This is a genomic window from Anaerococcus sp. AH8042_DFU013_CI05, from assembly GCF_047936775.1.
GTDB lineage: Bacteria > Bacillota > Clostridia > Tissierellales > Peptoniphilaceae > Anaerococcus.
In genome coordinates this window covers 828,561-845,634 of sequence record NZ_CP175954.1, presented here as the reverse complement: position 1 = coordinate 845,634, position 17,074 = coordinate 828,561, and the positions used below count along the sequence as shown (strand labels likewise).

At 30.7% G+C, this 17,074-nt stretch carries 15 protein-coding genes; 11 read left to right on the top strand and 4 right to left on the bottom strand.

Going from position 1 to position 17,074, the window contains the following annotated elements; genetic code table 11:
* The first annotated feature begins 7 nt into the window (after positions 1-7).
* The 10 genes from ACKRLN_RS04435 (at position 8) to ACKRLN_RS04390 (ending at position 10,027) form a co-directional block, all read left to right on the top strand.
* Positions 8-241 (top strand): hypothetical protein, encoded by a 234-nt coding sequence (locus ACKRLN_RS04435; protein ID WP_203128075.1) that lies wholly within the window; start codon positions 8-10, stop codon positions 239-241.
* 10 nt (positions 242-251) lie between these two features.
* On the top strand, positions 252-482 hold the full coding sequence (locus tag ACKRLN_RS04430; protein ID WP_296140988.1) for a hypothetical protein: 231 nt from the start codon (positions 252-254) through the stop codon (positions 480-482).
* Positions 483-568: 86 nt separating this feature from the next.
* Positions 569-2,311, top strand: coding sequence for a tellurite resistance TerB C-terminal domain-containing protein (locus tag ACKRLN_RS04425; RefSeq protein WP_296140991.1), 1,743 nt, complete (start codon positions 569-571; stop codon positions 2,309-2,311).
* Positions 2,301-3,626: an ATP-binding protein gene (locus ACKRLN_RS04420; protein ID WP_296140993.1), complete on the top strand. Its 1,326-nt coding sequence runs from the start codon at positions 2,301-2,303 to the stop codon at positions 3,624-3,626. The genes ACKRLN_RS04425 and ACKRLN_RS04420 overlap by 11 nt, the downstream gene beginning before the upstream one ends.
* A complete protein-coding gene (locus ACKRLN_RS04415) occupies positions 3,623-5,743 on the top strand; it encodes a DEAD/DEAH box helicase (protein ID WP_296140997.1) in 2,121 nt (706 codons plus the stop codon). The genes ACKRLN_RS04420 and ACKRLN_RS04415 overlap by 4 nt, the downstream gene beginning before the upstream one ends.
* A gap of 58 nt (positions 5,744-5,801) precedes the next feature.
* Positions 5,802-6,818 (top strand): transglutaminase domain-containing protein, encoded by a 1,017-nt coding sequence (locus ACKRLN_RS04410; RefSeq protein WP_296141000.1) that lies wholly within the window; start codon positions 5,802-5,804, stop codon positions 6,816-6,818.
* Positions 6,815-7,231: a hypothetical protein gene (locus tag ACKRLN_RS04405; protein ID WP_296141002.1), complete on the top strand. Its 417-nt coding sequence runs from the start codon at positions 6,815-6,817 to the stop codon at positions 7,229-7,231. The genes ACKRLN_RS04410 and ACKRLN_RS04405 overlap by 4 nt, the downstream gene beginning before the upstream one ends.
* A gap of 1 nt (position 7,232) precedes the next feature.
* Positions 7,233-7,733: a macro domain-containing protein gene (locus tag ACKRLN_RS04400; protein ID WP_296141004.1), complete on the top strand. Its 501-nt coding sequence runs from the start codon at positions 7,233-7,235 to the stop codon at positions 7,731-7,733.
* Positions 7,724-8,635, top strand: coding sequence for a hypothetical protein (locus ACKRLN_RS04395; protein ID WP_296141006.1), 912 nt, complete (start codon positions 7,724-7,726; stop codon positions 8,633-8,635). Before ACKRLN_RS04400 ends, ACKRLN_RS04395 begins: the two co-directional genes overlap by 10 nt.
* 180 nt (positions 8,636-8,815) lie before the next feature.
* A complete protein-coding gene (locus ACKRLN_RS04390; RefSeq protein ID WP_296141010.1) occupies positions 8,816-10,027 on the top strand; it encodes a YrzE family protein in 1,212 nt (403 codons plus the stop codon).
* Between the two features lie 79 nt (positions 10,028-10,106).
* On the opposite strand, the gene ACKRLN_RS04385 is transcribed toward ACKRLN_RS04390, so the two are convergent.
* From ACKRLN_RS04385 to ACKRLN_RS04375, 3 genes are read right to left on the bottom strand one after another with little or no spacing between them, the layout of a single operon-like run.
* Positions 10,107-11,483 carry a peptidase S41 gene (locus ACKRLN_RS04385; RefSeq protein ID WP_296141013.1) on the bottom strand — a complete coding sequence of 459 codons (1,377 nt, stop codon included), beginning with the start codon at positions 11,481-11,483 and terminating at the stop codon, positions 10,107-10,109.
* 10 nt (positions 11,484-11,493) lie between these two features.
* The gene (locus ACKRLN_RS04380; RefSeq protein WP_203128097.1) at positions 11,494-12,816 is read right to left on the bottom strand and encodes a sensor histidine kinase; all 1,323 of its coding nucleotides are present in this window, start codon (positions 12,814-12,816) and stop codon (positions 11,494-11,496) included.
* A complete protein-coding gene (locus ACKRLN_RS04375; RefSeq protein WP_203128099.1) occupies positions 12,797-13,510 on the bottom strand; it encodes a response regulator transcription factor in 714 nt (237 codons plus the stop codon). Before ACKRLN_RS04375 ends, ACKRLN_RS04380 begins: the two co-directional genes overlap by 20 nt.
* Before the next feature lie 152 nt (positions 13,511-13,662).
* On the opposite strand from ACKRLN_RS04375, the gene ACKRLN_RS04370 reads away from it, so the two are divergent.
* Entirely contained in the window at positions 13,663-13,965 is a 303-nt protein-coding gene (locus ACKRLN_RS04370; RefSeq protein WP_203128101.1) for a GlsB/YeaQ/YmgE family stress response membrane protein, read from the top strand.
* 112 nt (positions 13,966-14,077) lie between these two features.
* Here the strand turns inward: ACKRLN_RS04370 and ACKRLN_RS04365 are convergent, their stop codons facing one another.
* A complete protein-coding gene (locus ACKRLN_RS04365; protein WP_296141019.1) occupies positions 14,078-17,062 on the bottom strand; it encodes a transglycosylase domain-containing protein in 2,985 nt (994 codons plus the stop codon).
* Between the last annotated feature and the right edge of the window lie 12 nt (positions 17,063-17,074).

Genomic DNA, 17,074 nt, shown 5'->3' with positions numbered 1-17,074 from the left:
GTGAAATATGACATTAATAGAAAAAAGTAAAGAACAAGTTTCAGAATTTGTACAAAGCGAATACGATGGATACACTGATATAGAATATATTGGTGAGTGGGAAAGTTATGATTGCTATGAGATAAAAACTGATGATGATACAGATGGAGTTGGTGCTTTTGCTTTAGTAGATGAAGATGGGGTGCGACTTGCTGATAGCGATGAAGATTATGAAATTGTACATTTTTTTAATATAGGATAAATAGAGATTTATGGAAAATAAATATTATGATAAAGCCCTTGAATTTGCTATAAAAGAATTTGAGGAAGACAGCGAAATTTCATATCTGGGAGAGTATGAAGGATATGAAGTATATAGGATAAAAAATAACGATGATGAGAGTAACTTTTTAGTAGATGAATATATTTTGGCAAATAAGGATGGAGTAGCAAAATCCTACTATCATGAATCAGTAGCTATTGCTAGAGAATTTGGACTATAAACTAACGCTAGGAAACTAGCGTTTTTTTAAGCGAAAAAAGCCCAGTCACGGTATAATGTTACTTAGATTATATAAAGGGGGCTTATATGAAATATGAAGATATCAAAAATATGATAGATAATATTGCAAAAGATATTTCCAAGCTTCAAAAAGGGGAAAAACAAAGTTTTAAAAGAAAAATTGAAGCGGGAGATATGAATGGAATTATAGATATAAGCCTAGATAAAGAAGAAAAAATCCCTAAAAAATTGTCATATGAAAAACCTATTATAAAAGATTATAGATATTGGATACTAAAATTAGATCGTCAGTATAAGTCAAAAGATATGAGGATTAATCAACTTAATGTAGCTGCATTAAAAATGTATGCTAAGTTATGTGAGACTCTAGAAATTTATTTAAACAAAGAGGGCACTACCGTTGCAAGAAAAGTCTCTAGTCTCCGCCGTGAGAGCGTGAATTTTGATTTATACTACACAATTTATCTTATTGCAGAATCTTATGTAATAAATTTCTATAATCCCTTATCTAAGAAATCAGCCGATAGATCTTTTAAGATTATAGAAAAAAATATAAGCTTAGAGGCGAAAGAATTAATTAAAAATCAAGCAGAAAAACTCGCAGGAGAATTAAAAACTGCTGATAAGAACACACGTGAATACTTTAAGCTTACTGAAAATAACCAAGTATCCCTATGGTGGGATCCTAATGGAACTTTAAGAAAAAAATATAATTTTACTAAAGAAGAGCAACTAGCTATTGACCAAATATCAAAACGCTCCAATGTGCTTTGGAGAAATCAAAAAGTTTTTAAAATTTTAATGGATCTTTACTTATCAACTCTTAGAGCCTTATTTGATTATGAGGAAATCAGCACTGATAAGTTAATCAAAATTATAAAACCCTATCACCAATCAAAGGACATATTAGATGCAATTTTGGTAATAAGTGAGAAAAATCTAAGAGAAAAATTTTCTTTTTATGGCTGGATATCTACAGATAAGGCAAGAGATTTACTAAAAGAAGAAGCCAATGAAGTCATTTATAATTTTGTAAAAAAATACCAAAGCTCATATTTAAATAAACTAGATTCTAAGCTTGTAGATGAAATTTATAGGAATTATTTTGATAATAATCCAAATAAGATCCAAGATTTTATATATTATTTTGCAAATCTTAAAATTGTAGAAAAAATAGAGTTTATTAAAGATTTTGAAAAAAAGGAAAATTTCCCAAAAATACTAACGGAATTAGTCAAATCTTGGTATAAAGAAGACAAAATTATAGCTTTATATTATTTATATAAGATGGGAATAAACAAAAAAAGCCATGAGAAATATTTATTTGAGATTATACATAAAGAAAATTATGTAAAATTCCTAAATCTTATAAAAGAAGAGGAACTATCAGAAAAACTAATAGATAAGATAATAAGCTTAGAAAAACTAGCGCCTAAAAAAATAAGGGTAGATAGCAAAAAAATCAATTTATCCCGTAAAAACCTCGATAAAACTGTAAGCATGGTTAATGATTTTTTTGAAGAAGACCAAGATTTTGATGAAGAGATTGTAGAAAATATTACATCTGAAAGAAAGACAAATAATTATAATGATATATTAAAAAATATTTTAAAAAATGGATTTATAAAAACAGAAGAACTGGAAAGTATAGCAAAAAATGAAGGACTAACTTTAAATACTTTCGTAGGAAATATAAATGAATCTCTTTTTGATTATGTAGGGGATCAAACACTTATAATTGAAAATCAAAAAGTAATTATAGATGAATTTTATGTAGATATGATAAAGGAGTATGTAGATGGCAAATAGAATTAATCCAAAAGAAGCATCAGTTATCATAAAGTCTCTTGAGGCAGGTGTAGTACCCAATATGGGTGTGCAGCATCTTTTGGTAGGAAGAAATAATGAAGTAGAGGAAGTAATAAAAATACTAGATAATGTCGCTGATGGTGAAAGTGATATTCGTTTTTGGGTGGGAGATTTTGGATCTGGAAAAAGTTTTATGCTGGCTACAATCGAGCAAATTGCCTTACAAAAAAACTTTGTGGTCTCAACTTTAGACTTAAATCCATCTAGGAGATTTTATGCAACTGATAGAAAAGCAGTGGCACTTTATACTGAAGTAATTGATAATATTAAAACCAAAACTTTAAAGAGTGGAAATGTTTTAATCTCTATCATTGAAGAATGGTTAAACCAGATTTTTTCTAGAGTTTCTGAGAAACTTAATGTAAAAATATCAGAAATTTTAGAAGGAAATTACCAAAAAGAAATTACAAATGAGATTTTAAATATCATAGGTGACTTCTCTGCAGTTGGCTTATCCTTTGAATTTGGCCAAGCTATTGTAAAATTTTATGAAGGCTTTATAAACGACAATAGATTACAAAAAACAAATGCTATAAGATGGCTAAGGGGAGATATTACAACAAAAACTGAAGCAAAAAAAATCCTAGGAATTAATCAAATTATAAATGATGATAATTGGTTTGATGCTCTAAAAAATATGAGTGAGCTTTTTTTAGGGATTGGTTACAGTGGTTTTGTGGTCAATTTTGATGAGGCAGTAAATCTTTATAAAATCCCACAATCAGTAACTCGTGAGAGAAATTATGAACGCATATTAAATATTTATAATGAAGCTAAATCAAATGTAGCTAAGGGTTTATTTGTAAACTTTGGAGCAACTAGAAAAACTATTTTTGATGAAAATCGCGGTCTTTCTTCTTATGGAGCATTAAAAGGTAGATTAGGTAGCGAAGATAGTATGGATAATAAGTTAGTTAATACAAATCGTACAGTTTTAGGACTTAAACCACTTTCTAATGAAGAAATTTATACACTTTTAGAAAATTTAGTAAATATTTATAACGTTCACTACAAAGAATCTATCACAATAAATGAGTCAGAAATAATCACCTACATGGAAGGGCAATTAAATAGACCGGGTGCAGATGAATTTTTAACACCAAGAGCAGTCATAAAAGATTTTATAGAAATACTAGATCTAAAAAGACAAAATCCAAACGTAGAATTAATCGATATAATAAGCGAGCGTTTCAAAGATGTGCTTGCACTCAGCAAGGACCCAGATGATATAGACGATGAGATTGAAATAATATGACAGATTCATTTTCTTTACTAAATCGAGAACTCCGATTTTATATCCACGAAAAGGGTTGGCCATCACTTACAAAAATACAAAATGCATCGATAAAAGCATTTTTTAATACAGAAAATAATTTAATACTATCAGCAGCAACAGCATCGGGTAAGACTGAAGCTGCTTTTTTGCCTGCCATTAGTAAAGTCGATTCTTGGGATAAGGGGGTGAAGATTTTATATATCTCACCTCTTATTGCCCTTATAAATGATCAATTTAAGCGTATCACAGATATGTGTTTTGACATGAATATACCAATTACTTCTTGGCATGGTGAAGCTAGTAAGGCAAAAAAAGATAATCTTATTGAAAGCCCTAGAGGGATTTTGCTAATCACACCAGAATCCATAGAGGCCCTATTATCAGGAAAGCCTGAAGTTGCTAAAATTTTATTTCAAGATCTTGAGTACATAGTAATAGATGAAATTCATAGTTTTTTAGCTGGCAATCGAGGTTTACAATTAAGGTCACTTCTTGACCGCATATTGCGTTTTACCTACGATCCGCCTAGAATGATTGGACTTTCTGCTACAATTGGAGATTTAAATTATGATTTAGCAAAATCATTTTTTACAAATGGCAGACAAACAAATATCTTGCTTGATAAATCCCAAAATGAATTCGAATACACGTTTGATTTGCCAGATCCTATTAATTTATCAAATGAATATTTAGTCCTAATGCATAATTATTCCCTAGAAGGGCCAATGCTTATTTTCCCTAATTCTAGAGAAAAAGTGGAATTGATAGCTGTTGAACTTGCTAATATTTATAAACATCTGAATGAAGATATAAAAATATTTGCCCACCATTCCTCAGTAAGCAAAATTCGTAGACAGGAAATAGAAGAATTTGCAAAAGAAGCAAAAAATGAAAAATATGTTATAGTTGCAACATCCACTTTGGAACTTGGTATAGATATTGGATCAGTTGCATCAGTTGTGCAATTTGGAGCTCCACACACGGTTTTATCTCTAGCTCAAAGACTTGGTCGTAGTGGAAGAAAAACTCATAAATCAATCCTCCATCAAATAAATACTGGAGTTTATGATGCTCTTCAATCTATGGCGGCTATCACTCTTTTTGAAGAAGGAGTGTTGGATAAAATAGAAGAAACAAAAAAAGCATATGATGTTTTTGCACACCAAGTCTTATCTACACTTTTAGAAAATTATGGCTTACACATAGAAGAATATAAATATTTAAATAAAACTCTTGCAACTTTTTCTGACATCACTGATGAAGAATTTGAAGAAATTACTGAATTTATGGCCCAAGAATCTTTTATCGAGATACTTGAAAATGAGGTTATTACAGGCGTAAACCTAGATAAATTAATGTTTATGGGTAGATTTTATAACCAGTTTTTAACTGCAAAAGCTTTTACAGTTTATAATGAAACTGGAAAAATAGGAGAAATAGAAATACGTCCAGAAGTTCAAGAAGAAGCCAATATTTTTTTAGCAGGTCAAGTTTGGAAGATTGAAAAAATATATAGAGATACAAAAAAAATAAGAGTTTCTCAAGCAAACGAAGGAGCACCTCCAAAGTTTTTATCAGCAGGAGATGTGGATATAAGCCAAGTTATTAGACAACGCATGAGATTTATTATAGATAATCCAGATGAATTTACATTTGATGATGAGTCAAAAAAATATATATATGAGCTTCATGATGCTTTAAAAGATTATGAATATCCATTTTCTGTAGAGGATGATTATATCGGCTTGATGACTTTTCAGGGAACTAAGATAAATAGAACCCTAGCTATCATGTTTAATGTGCTTAGTAAGTCAAGCTCTTACTTTATTTCTGAATCAGATAGTATGGTTTGTGGCCCCAAGACTCCAGAAGTTTTTGATGAATCTAGGATAAATCCAGTAAAAAAGAATCAAATATTTAAATTTTTATTAAAAGAGAAAACATTATTAGATGCCTATTTAGCTCCTAATAAGTACATGATATTAGTGCCTGAAAATTTACGAGCTGAATATGTAATAAATAACTATCTTGATATTAAAGGAGCATATGAATACCTAAAAATCCCAGAAGAAGTTTTGGATGAAGAATTTGAATAAATTAGTTATATAGACTTTTAGGGTAAAATTTAAACGAATATAGATTAAAGGATGTTTAATGAAGAAATTTTTATATATTTTGACATTACTGATACTAACAGCCTGTGGTAATAAGGGCAAGGAAGGTGGCATACCACCTATTACAACTACGAAAAAAGAAGAAGTAGTAGATCAATCAAATATCTCAATTGAGGATATAAAACCTAAAAGTCCAGTATTAAAGCAACCCAGCTTTGAGCCAAAGAAGCTTGACTATGAAATTATTAAACCTGGATTCTTAGTTAAAAATAGATTTACTGATCTTAAAACCCAGGATAAATATGCGGCTCGTATGATGGAATTTTATGATGAAGATAACGAAATGTTTTATGTCAGTCGTATTATAACAGAAGCTCTTCAAGATCCCAAAGTAAAGCTTGAAAATAATTTTGATGATAAAATGAATTTTGCAAGAGATTTGTTTTTGCTAAGTCCATTTTATTCAGAGGGGAGCATGGAGCCTTATATTTATGCGAACTACTGGTTTGATGAAGAAACTTTTAAATTAGTTCCTAGATATAAAATTGAAGAAAATACTAAAACCTATATGACTAAAGATGAGCAAGCTCAAGTAGAAAAACAGCTAGATGTGTTAGTTGAATATGCGAATAAAAATTATGATAATGACTATGATAAGGCCTATTATTTTGCCCAATGGCTAGCAGAAAACAACAAATACCAATTTGAATCTGATGAGGATAATATTATAGAAAACAACATGTACGGAGCTATGGTAAAAGGACTTTCCCAATGTTCAGGTTTTGCTCAATCTTTTGCAATTCTTTGCCAAAGAGTAGGTATTCCTTCATATTCTGTGACAGGAAACACAAAAGAAAAAAATAGGCCTGATGGATATTCCGGAGAGCATCAGTGGAATGTTGTAAAACTAAATGATAATTGGTCTTATGTAGATGTGACAGGAATGGTAGCAAATGGTAGACCATACTATTTTTACTACTTTGATAGATCAAAAGAAGAATTTGTGGATTATTATGTAAGTGAATTTTTTAATGATATAGAGGAGTATATAAGATGATAGTAAACCCTTATAGCGAGATAATTTCTCTGCATGATATGGATATAAAAGAATTTACAGTTAAAGATGGCAAAGCAATTATCAAGCTTTGTCAGGCGTTTTTATTTTCTGCTACGGCAGACTATGTTCTTGATAATCCAGAAGTAATAGTCAATGATCTAATAGAAATACAAACAAATGAAGATTATCCAGTAAGGATAAAACTTTTCAATGATGATGAAGCTATTAGCCTTACTATAGATGATTTTAAAGACTATAAATTTAATATCTTAGAGGAGGCTTATGGTTTTGGACTCGTTCATTTTTATGGCATAGCGACAAAATTGAATAAAGCCTACGATTGCTTAATAGATATCCATTATTGTGGTGATCTTGAAATCAACTGGGATAATAAAGTTTTAGTAGAGGCTTAAAATGAGTTTTAAAATTATAAATGAAGATATTACAAAATTAGATGTAGATGCTATTGTAAATGCAGCAAATACTTCACTGCAAATGGGCGGAGGAGTTTGTGGAGCTATATTTATGGCTGCAGGTATTGAAAATTTGCAAGCTGAATGCAACAGCCTTGCGCCAATAAAAACAAGCCAAGCAGTAATTACTGATGGATACGATTTAAGGGCAAAGTACATAATTCATACTGCAGGACCTATCTTTGATAAGTCAAATAGAGAAGAATCAAAAAGACTTTTAGAAGATGCTTATATCAATTCTCTTAATTTAGCTAAGAAAAATAATTTAAAATCTATTGCTTTTCCGTTAATTTCAGCCGGAATTTACGGATATCCCAAAAGTGAAGCTTTCAATATAGCAAGGGATACAATTAATGATTTTTTAATCAGTAATGAAATGGAAGTTTATCTTACGATAGTAGATAAGGAATTATTAAGTAAAGGCAAAACAAAATGCAACTAACAGACAAATTTTCTTATGATAAGTGTAATAATAAAGTAAAATATCAAATCAAGCATGAAGACATTCCCATTAGTCTTAGTAAAGAGCTAAGAGAAGCCATTTATTATTTACTATGGTATGTACCAAATATAAAATCAGAACAATCCGAAAAAAATGAGCTTTTAACAAATCCACAATATGATGATTTTATATTCCTAGAAATAATGAAATCCATGAATTTGTCGGACGAGGATGTTTTATATACAGAATCCATAACAGAAAAAATGATAAGCCCATTTTTAGAAGAAATTTGCATAAAGTGTCCTAAAATTATAATGACTATATCTAGCGGCGAAACAAAAACTATGGCACTATTAAGACATATCAGAAATGCTATTGCACATGGGAATTTTAATGTAATAGGTGATATGGTAGTAGGTTTTGATCTGCAACGTTATGAAAATCATATTGAGTATAGAGGATTTTTCAAAATTAATCCCAATAATTTGCTAGATTCATTAAGAAAAATTCAATTTGATTATAACTCCCAACAATTAATTACCAAAGCCTTTAAAAATACTGGATATTTTATACAAGTATATCAAGAAAAATACCAAAGAAGTCATGATTTTGAATTATTTGCTAGAAAAAATAATAAAAAATACGCAATTGATATAAAAAATTATAAGTACGAAAAGATTGTAGATCAAGATTTTATAAGAGAAATGATAAATCAATATGAAGGTTTAATTGATGATATTACTCCGATTTTAATTATAAATACTTCATTTTTAGATAAGAAAAGCAAAGAAGAATTGCTTTGTCATGATGTTATAGTACTAGATGTAAAAAATATACAAAAAATGGTAAAAGGCCGTGATATGGTGGCAGAAATAGAACGTGCTCAATTATTTAAAAATTAAAATCTATTAGATTATTTAAGGCATTGATTAATTTGCATTTATTATGATAAAGATAATGAAAAATTTAATTAAATATTATTGAAATTGTTTAAAAATTGTTTATTTTTAATAATCTTGGGGTAATATAACTAAGTAACAATATAGAAATTTTATTTGTTATCATATTTTTAAGGAGGAATTATGACAGATAGAAAAAATAATGATCCAAAAGTAGATACTTTTGAGACAGAAACAACTGTTGAAAGATCAAATAATCGTCAAAATGGCAGAGCGCCACGTAGAGGCGATAGAGTAGAACGTACTGAAAGAGTTGAAAGAACAACTAGAGATGGTGTTCCAGTTTATGAAAGAGCTACAAGTGCACTTCCAGCAGGAAACAACCTTTCTTGGGGTTCAATTCTAGCAGGTGCTGTTACAGCAGCCGCAGTATTTGCAACTCTAAGCTTAATCACAGCAGCATTAGGATTTGGATTATTTGCACCAACTACAAATACCCCACTTTCAGGTGTAGGTGTAGGAACAGGAATTTGGACAGCAATCACACTTATCCTTTCATTCCTTGCAGGTGGATACATTGCAGGTTACTCAGCAAGATCTACAGGTAAACTACACGGTGCAATTACTTGGGCAGTAACACTTTTACTTTTACTAACACTTGTACTAAACGCACTAACTTCTATTCTAGGAACAGCTGCTAATGTTGCAGGAGATGTAGCAGGTGGAGTTGGTAATGCAGCAGGTTCTGCAATTACAGCAACAAATGATGCCATTGGTTCAGGATTTGAATCAGCAGGTAATGCTATTGAGGATGTAAACATTGATAATGAAGAAGTACAAGCAGATATTGAAAAATATCTATCAGATACAGATATCCCTGAACTTCAACCAGATTACCTAAAAAATCAATTACAAGAATCAAGAGATTTAATAGCATCTGCAGCTAAAAATGTTGCTCTTAATCCAGATTCAGCAAATTCTGAGATTGATAGAGTTTCTAAAGATTTAGCTGATAGAGCTCAAACTATAGCTGATTCAGCTGACAGAGATGCAATTGCAAATGCAGTTGAAGCTAACTCTGATCTAACTCAAGAAGAAGCTGAACAAGTTACAGATAATATCTACAATGGTTTACAAGACGCTAACAAACAAGCACAAGAAACACTTGATGATGCATCTGTTAAAGTACAACAACTTTCTAACCAAGCAGAAAAAACTGTTGATGAAACAGTAGACAATGCAAAAGAAGGTGCAGAAGATGCTTCAAACAAACTTTCAGCAGGTTCAGTAATTACATTCCTAGGTCTACTTGCAGCTCTAGCATTATCAGCATGGGGTGGACAATTAGGTGAAGAAAAAGCAAGAGAACTTGTTAGAAGAGAAACTATTAGATAATTAGACATTTATAAAAACCGGTAAGAATTAATCTTACTGGTTTTTTTGTATAAAAAATACCCACCATTTGGTGGGTATTTTAGTTTATCATAGTTATGACAGATTTAATAGGATCCTTTGAGTTTATTTTTTCATCATAATCCATATATATACTATCGTTATTTTTGCTATAGGCATCGTTGATACTTAAAATTAAACCTGAATGTTCTAGAACATATAGATTTGATCTAAAATTATAAATTACATCTTTAGAACTGACAGAACTATCAAAACTATTTTTTAATATATAAGCTCCATTTGATTTTAAAATTTGAGCTAGTTTTATAGCTTCATTTGAAGTTTCTTGATTTGTTATAACATAGATATTTCTATTAGAAAAATCTGGGTTTTTCTTTATATTTACGCTTATTTCGTCATAATGCATATAATCTTCGAGATTAATGTTTTCTAATTCTTCACTATATTTTGAGGCTATATTTTTTACATTAGGAGTTGTATAAAATTCATTTTCACTTGATTTTATATAATCAAGTGTTTGACTAGCTAAATTGCCTCTATAAAAAATCAAATTGTCTTCGGTATAATTCTCATGGAGTAAAACTTCTAAAAGTTTATTTTTATAAATATCATCGATAGATGAGTTATTTGATAAATCAAGGATAATTGTAGTAATAGGTGGGTTATTTAAAAATAGATCCACTAAATTTTCTAAATCCTTATCAAACTCATTAGGCTTAAAGTCGGGGAGGCTAATTGATAAAACACCTTCTTGAACTATGTTTGCATTCATAGACGGTTTTTTTGTATTACTTGAAGTTACTAGTCTTTTATATCTATCAACAGCTTGTGGATTTTCGAGAGCTAATTTTCTTTCTTCATCTTTACTTTTTCTATAATACTCAAATAAACTATCATATGTTTCCTTATCTAGTATAAAGGTTCTGTTGTCATTTAATACATCTAGATACTGATCTAATAGTTTGAAGTATTCTTGGTCTGTTTTTGATGTATAGACTTTTTTTCTATATTCATTATAATCATTAATAAAACTTTCAAAGTCTTCTTTATTTAGATTATCTACTGCATAATTTCTTTGTATGATTTTAAATAAATCATCAAAATCAGTTACTTTTTCAGCAGTACTTAGACTTCGACCTTCTGAAGAAGATACAAAAACTTCTTTACCCATATCTTTCAAGACTTCGTCTCTAAAAGATGGATATCCCATAATCTTGTATCTATTTGCAGCATTAACAATAATATTAATTAAAAATGTTAAAAGCAAGAAAAGAACTATGGCAAGGCCAATGCGTCTTCTTCTAAATTTTTTTTCTCGTCTAAGCTTTTTCTCTTTGGCTCTTTTTTCACTAGAAGAATAAGACCTTGCCTTATTGCTTTTAGCACTTCTATTTTGTCTATTTGGTTTTCTAGAATGACTGGAATTTTTTTTTGCCATATATCAACCTTTATCTAATAAATGTAAGAATAAATGTCGTTCCTACATTTTCTTTGGAATCTACTTCAATCTTTCCACCTAGAGCATCAACAAAGTTTTTTGTAATAGAAAGTCCTAAGCCATGTCCATTTTCTTTTGTGTTTCTAGCATCTTCAATACGATAAAAACGTTCAAAAATACGATCAATTTTATCTTCAGCTATTCCCACTCCATCATCTGTTACTCTTAAGACAATCTCATTTGCATCTGCGTTAAGATAGACATTTATTTCTCCATCAGTTCCAATTGCTTTTATCGCATTTGAGATAAGGTTTTGAAGGATTTGACTATACTTATCACTATCTGAATAAAAGTTAATTTCCTCCTGGATAAAAGTATTTATATCGATATTATTTATCTCTGCATTAGCTTTAAAGCTTTGGACAATACTATCAGTAAGTTCTGAGATATTGAAATCTTCTTTGTTAATCTCTAAATATTCAACTTTTTCATCGAAAGTTTTCTTTAAGCCTTCTATTAGACCCTCAAGTCTTTTTACATCTTCAAGTAAAACAGTCATGGTGTTTTCATCTGGATCTATTACTCCATCTTTAATAGCTTCAATATAAAGCTGAAGGTTGGTTAGAGGAGTACGTAGTTCGTGTGAAATATCTTGAGCGTATTGTTTTCTTATCTCTTCTTGTTTTTGTAAGTTATTTGATAGATAATTTATATTTGTCTGAAGAGTTTCGATTTCTTTTATATCAGTTAGACTATCATCCGTTTTATAATTTCCATCTTTTAGATTGATAGTTTCATCACTTATTTTCATTATGGGTTCTGAAATATTTTCTGAAAGTATAAGTGATATTATAAAACCAATTAATAGAGAAATGCTTAGAGAGTAGACTATTGCCATAGAAAAATCCCTTTGCATTTTTTTTACTGGTTCGAAGTTTCCATTATAGATTACATGTAAGGTACCAGATCTCCTGCTTCTATTAATATTAAAAACTGGGAATTTCTTTTCCTCTCTAAGGTAATTATTTATTTTATTTCTACCATAGGCAGGGTAGGAGATTGCACCGTCTGGTTCTTCAAAGTAAATATCAACTTCTAAGTCTCTTGCTAAATTTTCAAGCCCCTCTTGCATGTCTTCTTTGGAGTAGGAGGGATCATTATTTACTTTTTTAAACCAATTACTTACTTGAGTTGGCCTAGAGTCTAGATTCTTTTTGATTAATTCTTGATAATTAAATGTTACAAATAGGGTAACTAAAATTGAAAAAACTAAAACGCAGGCAAGGATACCTGCAGTAAAGTTTCTAATTATTTTACTCTTTAATGTAATCATCTATTCCGCCTGATTTGTATCCCATACCATAGATGGTTTTTATATACATAGGTTTTTTAGGATTATCCTCGATTTTTGATCTTATATTTTTAATATGGGTATCAATTGCTCTGTCATATGCATCATAATCATAACCAAAAGTTAGCTCTATAATCTCATCTCTAGAATAAATTTTGTTAGGATTTGAAAAAATAGTTTTAAGTATTTGAAATTCATTTTTTGTAAGTAGAATTTCTTTTCCATCTTTAAAAATTCTATTGTATTCTAGATCCATCTCTAGTCTTCCATCACTTGTTTTTATGATATCAGCTCTTGGAATATTGTATTTTTCTATACGTCTTAGTACGGCTTTTACTCTTTCTACAAGTTCTTTTGGAGAAAATGGTTTGGTCACATAGTCATCTGCACCTAATCTTAAGCCATCCACTCTATTATCTTCTTCAACTTTAGCAGAAACCATTATCACCGGTACTTGAGATTGATTTCTAATCTCTTTTATAATTTCTTCACCTGATAATTTTGGTAGCATAAGATCTAGTATGACAAGGTCTACATTTTCTTTATTAAAAATACGCAAGCCTTCTTGTCCTTCATATGCTTGATAAACTTTGTATCCTTCTTTTTCAAAATATGATTTCATTATCATAGAAATTTTTTCTTCATCTTCTATTATTAATATTGTAATATCATTCATGGCCTTCACCTCAGAAAATATTATACCACAAGAGAGTAATTTTAAGGAAAATTTAGATTTGATGTTTAGAAGTATAAAAAAAGGATATATATACTATGTAATAATTTTTATTTTATTACGATATTATTTTTATTTTTTGAAAGGAGTAAGAAATGTTTACAACACAAGGTTTTTTTATGACACTTATCCTTGGTGCTCTTGCTGGTTGGATCGCTAGTATGATCATGGGCAAAGATGCACAAATGGGATCTATTGCAAATATTATTGTAGGTATTATTGGTTCTATGATTGGTGGATGGATTTATAATGCATTCTTCCTAAACGGAGCAGCTCCAAATACATTTATCCAAATTATTTGGGCAGTAATCGGTGCTTGCTTACTACTATGGATTATTAGCCTTATTACAAAAAAAGGTAATAGACCAAATACTACAAACAAAACAAAAAGATACTAAGATTAAATCAGGGCTTAAGCCCTGATTTTTTATACTTATTTTTATTAGCATAAGTTTAAAATGAGGAAAATACTTAAATAAAAAACAAGCTGAATTTTCAGCTTGTTTTTTATTATCTATTATGACCAGGAATGTTTACTTCATTTGGAATTACTGGTTGTTCCTGACCTTGATTCCTTCTGTTTTCACGATTTGGATTTACTTCCGTATTTGTATTTAAGTTAGTATCATCATTTTCCTTTTGTTTAGGATCATCAGGATCATCTTCTTTTTCTTCGTTTTCTTCTTTATCATCCTCATCTTTAGTGTCTATTTCACTTGGTAGAGGTGGTACATATATTAGATTTGAATATTCTGTTGGGGCTCTATATTCCCAGTCCATAGGATATATGTTGTTAAACTCTTTAGGATCATAATTACTTTTTGGATTTAAATATGAAACTTGAGCTCTAGCCCAGCTAGGTGTTACATTTGACGCCAATAAGTTATTTCTAGTATCTATTGTAACTAATGTATGGACATCGTCTTCTTCAGTTGGTGTATTTTTTGGTCCAAATATTTCTGTTTTAACTGTGCCTCGAGTATCCATATAAGATAATTCTGTTGGAAGTTTACCACTCATTGTATCGACTTCCATTTCTACAATGCTACTTGGTCGTTCAAATTCTCTTATATCATAACCATCAAGAATTTGATTGTTAACAGTATTCCACATTCTGGCAGCTCTTTCAATAGAGTTACCATTCATTCTTATGCTTTGATCATCAGCACCCATCCAAATACCTACTGTGTAATAAGGAGTATATCCTACACACCAGAAGTCTACATAGTCATCAGTAGTTCCCGTTTTTGTAGCAAAATCTGTACCGTTTAGATAGATATTTCCATAGTATTCTCCTGTTGATTGGAGGGCGGAGGTAATTTGATAAGCTGTTTCCTCACTAGTTACTTGGTGTGTAACAACATTATCTTGATCAAATATAACTTTTCCGCTAGAATCCTCTATTTTTGAAAATGTAAGGGGCTCTTTATATTCACCTTTGTTTGCAAGTGCTGCATAGGCTGCAGTCATTTCCAGATTTGTAAGACCATGTGTCATAGCTCCTACACCTAGAGCAGCTAGATTTTCATCGTTTGTTTGATTATTCTCATCTGCACTTACAAAGTTATCATTACCGTCTTCTTTAATTATTCCAAAGTTCTTTAGATACTCTAAACTTGTTGGTATTCCTACTTCATTTAGAGTACGTACAGCAATTGTATTTATAGATCTTTCAATTGCTCTTCTAATTGGAACAAGACCTTCATAGTAATCATAAACATTTTTTGGCCAAGCTTCATCATCTTTATTCATTATTAGTGGTACGTCATCGACACCAGTGGCTAGGTTAAATCCATTATCCAAAGCTGGAGTATAAGTAGCAATCGGTTTTATGGATGAACCAGGTTGACGTGGTATTGCTGATGCTCGATCAAGCAATCTTACCCCGGATTGGTCACGACCACCCATGATTGCTTTTATATGTCCTGTTTCTTGGTCAATTACAACTGAGGATGATTGTGGTTGGATGACTCCATTTAGATCTATATCGTAAAAATCTTTATTTATTGAAAAAGTTTCATCATCATAGTAGGTAAATAAATCAGGATTTTTTTCTAAATAGTCTTTTGATATTACTATGTTGTCTTCATCATCTAGTTTAATTTCCTCATTAGAGGAGAATGATATAAATCCAGATTTATGTGTACGTAAGTTTTTATTTTCTTCATCTAAAGAATAGTAATTCCTAAATATAAGTTTAGTTTGATCTAAATATGCTTTGTTAGTAGATAATACAATATTTCCACTTTCATCAAACCAAGCCTCATCATTACGTAATCTAATATCATTATTTTCATTTAATAGATTTGATTTGCTATAGTATAATAAATTACCCTCACTATTTACAATATTTCCATAATCATCATATCTTAAATCAAGTAGGGGAGCTGAGTTCCATCCTGAAGTGTCACCCATAAGATATGAAGAAAAATCTGCATATATATCTTCAAGTTGTTTTTGCATATCAGGGTCTATTGTAGTGGTTATCTTAAGACCACCATAATAAAGTCTATCCCAAGCTTGATTTTCACTCATGTTATAGATTTCCATTAGCTTATTTACAACTTGTTTTTGAAGGAGGGAGTTAAAATAACTAGCTATTTCAGTATTTCTTCTCTCAGCTGGTACAATAGATCCAGCAACATCAAATGCTTTTGCTTCGTCATATTCTTTTTTTGAAATGTAACCATGTTCTAACATCTTATCTAGAACATACATTTCCCTGTCAAAAGGAGCTTGGTTAAATACTGCTGAGTAACGCTCGCCCTCGATGCTAAATTCTCCCAAAACTCTTTGATCAGTTACTTCACTAGTTTTAATTGCTTTGTACAATGAATTTTCTGATGGGGATTGGACTATCCCTGCAAGGGCTGCACATTGAGCAAGATTTAAATCTGAAACATCTTTATCAAAATAAGTTCTAGCAGCTGCCTGGACTCCATAAGAGTTTTGCCCCATAAATACACGATTTAAGTAGGCTCCAAGTATTTCATCTTTACTTAGATTTTGCTCGATTTCTAGAGCTAGATAAATTTCTCTAATTTTTCTTTCGTAAGTTTGATCGTTATTAAGGTAGGTATTACGAGCAAGCTGCTGGGTAATAGTTGAACCACCGCGGACTATGCCGCCTGCCTTAAAGTTTTCTACTGCAGATCCAAGAATAGATTGTGGGTCAAGTCCAGGGTGATTATAAAATCTTTCATCCTCAACAGCAACAAAAGCATGTTTTAGATATTCTGGAATTTGGTCATAATCAACAATCTCCCTATATTCATTTGTAGCTATCGAATCTACTTCATTTCCATCTTCATCCACTATAGTAGAGTTTTGGCTCATTTCATACTTTATAATATCAGCATCAATTTCTGGAGCGGTTTTCATTACTTCAAGTATTGCACCACCACTCATGCCGGCAAAGACAACTCCTATTGACATTAATATTAGAAAGAAGATTAAAATAAGCTTAAGCACTATAGAGCTAATCTTTTTAACCATTCTGCCTCCTAA